Annotated in this window: 5 protein-coding genes; 1 reads left to right on the plus strand and 4 read right to left on the minus strand. The window is 64.6% G+C overall.

Annotated features, from left to right (window positions below; translation table 11 throughout):
• On the minus strand, positions 1-850 hold an 850-nt coding region (locus tag CIC12_RS14185; protein WP_168664728.1), incomplete at its 3' end, for a lysylphosphatidylglycerol synthase domain-containing protein.
• A gap of 813 nt (positions 851-1,663) precedes the next feature.
• A complete protein-coding gene (locus CIC12_RS14190; RefSeq protein WP_168664729.1) occupies positions 1,664-1,810 on the minus strand; it encodes a hypothetical protein in 147 nt (48 codons plus the stop codon).
• A gap of 228 nt (positions 1,811-2,038) precedes the next feature.
• Here CIC12_RS14190 and CIC12_RS14195 point away from each other — a divergent pair, with 228 nt between their 5' ends.
• Complete coding sequence (locus tag CIC12_RS14195; RefSeq protein ID WP_168664730.1) at positions 2,039-3,436, plus strand: MFS transporter; 1,398 nt, start codon at positions 2,039-2,041, stop codon at positions 3,434-3,436.
• Between the two features lie 27 nt (positions 3,437-3,463).
• Here CIC12_RS14195 and CIC12_RS14200 read toward each other — a convergent pair whose 3' ends face one another.
• The gene (locus CIC12_RS14200; protein WP_168664731.1) at positions 3,464-3,958 is read right to left on the minus strand and encodes a DUF421 domain-containing protein; all 495 of its coding nucleotides are present in this window, start codon (positions 3,956-3,958) and stop codon (positions 3,464-3,466) included.
• A gap of 84 nt (positions 3,959-4,042) precedes the next feature.
• On the minus strand, positions 4,043-4,566 hold a 524-nt coding region (locus tag CIC12_RS14205), incomplete at its 5' end, for a glycosyltransferase (RefSeq protein ID WP_168664732.1).

The raw sequence follows: 4,566 nt of genomic DNA on the forward strand, positions 1-4,566 counted from the left end.
TGGCCGCTTCAAATACGCCGACGCCGCCGGGCGTGTGGCCGATCATGCCGAGCAGCATCGCAGCGGCATAGACCGTGATGAAGGTGACGAAGCTCACGTTCGCGTGGGGCAGCAGCGCCCACAAAGCAAGGCCAGCGGCCACCACGTCGACGACCGCGAGGGCCACTTGCGCGAGCAGATCGCGGCGCGCCGGAATATCAAACGAGAGCCAGTGCCAGAGCGTGCGTACCGGCCGGGTGTCGCGGCGGCACGCGGCAGCCGCGAGCGTGAGCGCGAACAGCAGCGCCACGCCGATCCAGCGCAGCGCGAGCGGTGTGAGGTGCAGCATCGGCGCGAGCTGACCGGCGATGCCGACCATCCCTAGCGCCGTCATGAGCACGAGCGCGAGCGCCAGCGACGCGCTCGTGAATACCGTCATGCGGCCGATCTGCACGGGCGTCAGATTCGCGACGCCATACACGCGCGCACGAACGGCGCCGCCCGTCAACGCGCCGAATCCAGTCGCATTGCCGAGCGCCGAGCCTGCCGTCGCGCCGATCCACAACGCCACGCGCGGCACCGTCGCGCCCAAATAGCGCAAGCCGACGGCGTCGCGCCCAACCAGCGCCACGTAGCTGAGCGCGGTGGCGCCGAGCGCGGCGGTCCACTCGCCGGGCGTGAGTTCACGCAACTGACGCATCACCGAGCGATAGTCGACCGCTTGCGACAGGTGCTGCAAAACCACCAGCAGCAATCCGCCAATCACAAGGGCGAGTATGGGCGAGACGATTCCCCGGTTGCCAAGCGTCTTGGAGATACGTTCGAACATTGCGCGTGGCCGGTCGAAGCTATTGTTATGTCGATGGAACATGGTCAATGCGGGGAGCCTTGCGTGGAGCTGTCACGACGACGGATCGTCCGTCGCTGCGTCGCCGGATCCGGCGATTTACAAAGGGATAACGGCAAAACGTGCAAAAGGTTGACAGCGCGGGCTATTTCGCCTGCATTTAGTTCGATCGAACGAGATAAGCGGGAATATTTTCCGCGCGGTTTCGGCGTTGCCCGCGAGACCCCGCGCACAGGGTGCGGCAGTTTAAACGTTAACCCTGCCCTATTACCGACAATTCGCCGTGCGGTGCCCGCCTGTTTTTGCCAGAAGGATTTTCACACAGCAGGCGCAGCATCAAGCTTTTCTCCCGCCGTGCCGTAATCGCAAGCAATGGCGCGGCGAAATACGGCAGATGCGCCGGGTGAATGTCTGTATTTGAAGGGGAACGATGATGGCGGAACAGGATTGGGCAATGGCCGGGATTTATCTGGTGGGACTGGTGTCGATGGTGCTGCTGATCAGCAGCTTGTCGACGCGAGCGACCAGAAAACGGGCGGCGGTGTCGAACAGCGGCGCCGACGAATAGGACGCACCTGCACACGACCGGACGCGCGTTGCAAGCGTCACACGGCCCGCGCGAGTCGCGCATGGGGCCCTCAGGCTTGGGCTCGCGGCCCGCCCCCGGTTAGGTCCGGCCCAGATAACACAACGCCCGCTATCAAAGCGGGCGGCTGGTGAGCGACGGCTGAGCATCGTCTCAAACGACCTGAAAACGCGATTTCCGCGTGCTCGTCAGATCAACGCTCACTCGCGCCCATCCGGCCTTCGAGGCAAGGATGACGCGCAGCGCCGTTCTTACAGCGGGCGGCGGTGCGCTTCTGCCATGACTGCGCAGTTTTGCAGATGGAGGTTCAGCGCATGCAGCGCCAGCGCGCGCAGTTTGCCGAACAGCGTAGTGGCAGCGGGAGTAGGACGGGCGACGGCGTTGGAAGCGGTGTTCATGGCGACTCCTGTATAGGGTTTATACCTAGGTAACAACCCGATTATAGTCTTCTCCTGCCGCACTGCAACAACTTTTAAAAATGTCGCGCCGCTGTGGCGTCACGGTCACATCTGCCGACCCCGATAGGGAGAAAAGGGCGCCATCACTACTCCGCCTATTAACCATCCGCACCAAACGGATGCAATAATGCCCCCTTTGTCTGCGACCGTCCGTCGCGGCCCGTCTTGATGACCGTCGCCGAAAAAGCTCTGATTGCGCCCCTTATCGTTGCGTGTGCGATGTTCATGGAGAGCGTCGATGCAAACGTGATCGTCACCGCGCTGCCGGCCATGGCGCGCGATTTCGGGCGCGATCCGGTCACGCTCAAAATCGCCGTGACGAGCTACGTGCTCGGACTCGGCGTGTTCATCCCCGTGTGCGGCTGGCTGGCAGACCGGTTCGGCGCGCGCACGATTTTCCGTACCGCGATCGGCATCTTCGTCACCGGCTCCCTGCTGTGCGCGGCGTCGAATTCGCTCGCCACCTTTACGCTTGCGCGCTTCGTGCAGGGCGTCGGCGGCGCCATGATGGTGCCGGTCGGGCGAATCATCATCTTTCGCGTAGTCCACAAAGCCGACTTCATCCGCGCAATGAACTATCTGAGCGTACCTGCGATGCTCGGCCCGGCGGCCGGCCCGCTGCTCGGCGGCTTCATCACCACTTATCTGCACTGGCGCCTCATCTTTTTCATCAATGTGCCGATTGGCATTCTCGGTATCTATCTGACCAACAAGTACATCGCCAACACGCGCGAGCCGCACCCGGGACCGCTCGACTGGATCGGTTTTCTGTTGTCCGCCGCGGGCGCGGTGCTGCTTCTGCTCGGCCTGTCATTGGTGGGCGGCGAGTTGATTGCCAACGCCGACGCGTTCGGCATGTGCGCAATCGGCGCCGTGCTGCTCGTGATCTACGTCGCCTACGCGCAGCGCGTCGAACTTCCGCTGCTGGACCTGCGCTTTTTCAAGGTGCCGACGTTCCAGGCGAGCGTGCTGGGCGGCTCACTGTTTCGTATTGGCCTTGGCGCCCTGCCGTTTCTATTGCCGCTGATGCTGCAGGAAGGCCACGGCATGAGCGCATTTCAATCCGGCCTGATCACCTGCGCGTCCGCGTTCGGCGGCATGTTCATGCGTACGGTCGCCTCCAGCGTGCTGCGCCGCTTCGGCTTCCGTTCGGTGCTGGTGGTCAACGCGGCGCTGTCTGGACTCTCGATTGCGGCATGCGGGCTGTTTTTCCCGAGCACGCCGACGTGGATCATCTGGGTCGTCGTGTTGCTCGGCGGCTTCTTTCCCGCGCTGCAGTTCACGAGTCTGAACTCGCTGACCTATGCGGAGATCGCCAGCCGCGACGTGGGGCGCGCGACGAGTCTCGGCAGCGTCGTGCAGCAGATGTCGCTTGGCCTCGGCGTAACGGTGGGCGGTATCGTGCTGCAGTTGTCACGGATGCTGCATGGCCATCCGGGCATCATGTGGTCGGATTTCTGGCCCGCGTTCCTCGTGGTCGGCCTGTGCTCGTTCGCATCGATTCCGGTCACGCTGCGCATGCCGCACGGCGCCGGCGAAGAGATCGCCCGGGGTGGCCGGGGCTGAACGCCGCGCCTTTACTCTAGCGATTTTTCACGCACCCTTGCGGATCACGCTCACTTCGCCGTTACGTTCGAGAATCGCCGCGGCCACGCCGTCCATCGAGCGTGAGCCGGTTTTCTGCCGCACGCTTTCCTCGACATCCGTGGTCGATATCAACGCGGCGTCCATCTCGCGCGCGTTGAACCGGCCGTTGCTGAACACCTCGCGTTCGACGCCGCCCACCAGCCGCTCGAACCTGCGCGAGCGCATGCAGGCCCACGCCAGCACACGATGGCACGCGACGATCACGAACGACGCCACCACGGTCGCGATGAACGGCGATGCGCCAACGATCGCCCGGCTCAGCGTCGCGCCGAGCAGGATCACCACGACCGAATCGAACGGCGAGCGTTGCCCGAACGAGCGCCGGCCCGACACCCTGATCAGCACGAGCGCGATCACGAACACGATGATCGCGCGCATACCCATCTGTAAAGGGTCGAGGCTCCTGCCCTCGCCGAACAGAATGAAGATTGCGTCCATCATGTCGCCCTCCTCGCGGCGTGCCGCCGTCTCGATCTTCTGGTATCCGAAGCAAATCCGGCGCGCCGCGCGAACGCGTCGGGCGCGCTACCCAGCGGCGGCCCACGCCACCAGCGTATCGCCGAATCCGCCGTGCGCGCGCGCCGCTGCCCGCGCACTCGTGATCACGCGCGGCGCGGCGCTCCACGCGATGCGCGCGCCGCTCGCAATCAACCGGTCGACGAGCGCGACGTCTTCGCTGCACTTCAACGGCGGAAAGCCGCCGGCGCGCCGGTAAGCATCCGCCGACACGCCGAGATTCGCGCCATGGATGTGCCGATGGCCATCGGCATCCACATAGGTCTTGCGAAAGTATTCGCGCACGCTGTGCGGATGCGCGCTCCAATCGTCGACCGCGATCGAGCCGCACACCGCGTCCGCGTCGAGGGCGAGCTGCGCGACGAGCCAGCCCGGCGACACACGGCTGTCGGCGTCGGTGAACGCGAGCCAGCGGGCGCCGTCCGCGAGCAGCAGATCGGCGCCGTTCGCACGCGCGATGCCAACGTTGCGCGCCTTCAGCGTCAGCGTCTCGATGCCGTACGCGCGCGCGATCGCGCCCGAAAAATCACTGC

Origin of the sequence: Paraburkholderia sp. SG-MS1, from assembly GCF_012275575.1 — a bacterium.
In the GTDB taxonomy this organism is placed as follows: domain Bacteria; phylum Pseudomonadota; class Gammaproteobacteria; order Burkholderiales; family Burkholderiaceae; genus Paraburkholderia.